Source organism: Hoylesella timonensis 4401737 = DSM 22865 = JCM 15640 (assembly GCF_000455445.1).
Classification (GTDB): Bacteria; Bacteroidota; Bacteroidia; order Bacteroidales; family Bacteroidaceae; genus Prevotella; species Prevotella timonensis.
The window spans coordinates 1-2,013 of record NZ_HG417114.1; the positions used below are offsets into that span (position 1 = coordinate 1).

Annotated in this window: 2 protein-coding genes; both read right to left on the reverse strand. The window is 49.4% G+C overall.

The window, feature by feature from the left end; all coding sequences use genetic code 11:
- Positions 1-75: 75 nt before the first annotated feature.
- Complete coding sequence (tnpC, locus tag BN35_RS12690) at positions 76-1,329, reverse strand: IS66 family transposase (protein WP_248616689.1); 1,254 nt, start codon at positions 1,327-1,329, stop codon at positions 76-78.
- Positions 1,330-1,776: 447 nt separating this feature from the next.
- Positions 1,777-1,959, reverse strand: coding sequence for a transposase (locus BN35_RS13425; protein ID WP_257009527.1), 183 nt, complete (start codon positions 1,957-1,959; stop codon positions 1,777-1,779).
- Positions 1,960-2,013: the final 54 nt, after the last annotated feature.

A 2,013-nucleotide genomic window follows, 5' to 3' on the forward strand; every position in this document is an offset into this window, starting at 1 on the left:
TAAGCATCCAATATAAGCCGACTATCACACTAACAAACAACCCTTATATGCCTGGCAGCATATAAGGGTTAATGGTTATTTGAAGTTTGAAGGTAGCATTTTCGTGAGTTCCTCCTCCATCATGTCGGGCAACGGTTTTGAAAGGATTTCCTTCATCCATTTATATGGGTCTATGTCTGCTTCCCTGCAACACGCCACGAAGGTATAGAAGATGGCATTGTTCTCCGCTCCTTCATTATTACCACAGAACAGATAGTTCTTTCTTCCAAGCGTGATGGGCCTGATGGCCTGCTCCATGAGGTTGTTGTCTATGTTGAAGCGTCCGTCCTGCACATACCTGCCAATGCGTATCCATACGGCGAAGGCATAACGCAGCGCTTTCTCCATAGCTTCGCCAGGGGTGTACTGTTTGTGTACATCCAACATATAGGTCTCCAAATACTTAAGAATGGGGTAAGCCCTGGCCTTTCGTTCGGCCTCCACTTCCTCGGGTGGTGCTTTCTTGTGTTTGAGGTTTTCCTCCAACTCATAAAGCGTGGCTATCGTTTCGATGATATGGGCGGCATTCTTATCGTCATCCGCCAGATGTTCGAACTTGCGTCTCACATGGGCCATACATCCTAACAGCACGATGCCCTGAACGTTCTCAAACCTGCTGTAGACCTCATACCCGTCAGACTGTATGGCACCACGGTAGCCCTTGAAGAGCTCATCTGCCACAGAGCCCGAGCGCGAACCGTCCTTCCAATGGAAGAATACACCCTGGGAGTACATGGCGTCACGCACGCCCCACAGGTATCCTTTGCGCGTCTTTCCCTTGCGGTCGGCAACCTGTACGCTGGTCTCGTCAACCTGAAGGTAAGGACTTTGCAGGATCTGTCTTACTTGAAGCTTGTAAAGCGGATAAAGCGCATCGGCGGCATCGTGAACCCAGCTGTTGACGGTTGAGGTGGGGATGTTCACGCCCAGTTCCTTCCATCTTTCACATTGCCTATACTCGGGCTGGTGATAGGCGAACTTGGCGGTGATGATTTCAGCGAGCAGGGAAGCGTCGGCAAAACAATCCACCGCTTGCTTTTTCAAGGGGGATTCCAGGATGTCGACCTTCGCATCCGTTGGCCGAGCTTCCTTCAGGCGGCAGATGACACGATCCTCCACCCTGACATAAAAGGATGAGGGACGCACACACAGATGTTCACTTCTGTCATGTCCGATGATGACCATGCGATTAGCGTCATAACCCTCGGGATATATCTCCGTCACCTGTCGCTCTATGTTCTCGGGAACATAGGAGGCGTAGGCCGTTCCCTTTCTGGAAGGACGGATCACACGGTGTGATGACCTGCGTTGTCTGGCCTGCTGTTTTATCTCCTTGATGATGGGAAGGGCTTCCACCTGAGCCAGGGAACCCTCTTTGGCCCACTGCTCGTCAAAAAGCGTACCCGTCCAGTTGCTTGCGTTCTCAGGAAGGCGTTTCTCGCTGCGCCTGCCAAATACCATGCGCTCAAGTTCAAGAATGCGACGGGACTTTCGTTCCAGTTCTGCATCCTTGTTCTTGAGTTCTGCATCCTTATTCTTAAGTTCAGCATCCCTTTGCTCAAGTTCAGCATCCCTTTGCTCAAGTTCAGCATCCCTTTGCTCAAGAAGTTTAACAACAGCTTCCCGAGTTAGAGAATGGTAGTCAGATGTTATTGTGCAACGAGTCGTATCCATCGCATTATCAGCTCTTTATATAATGTAAAGGTACGAATAATATCTGACACTGGCAAGAAAACACTAAGATTTATTGTATCTTTTTCTTCGGTAGCAACTAGGGTTTATTCCTTCTATATAGAGTACCAATTCGTCCCAGCGAAGTTCATAAAATCCAGCTCTCGCCCGTATGATTTTAGGACTCAGGCAGCCCTGTGCCATCTGCTTGTGATAGATGACAAAACCACAGCGCTCCCAGTGAAGCAACTTGATTCGGTTACGGGAGCGATTGTAGAAAACGTAGACAACACCATCAGAAGG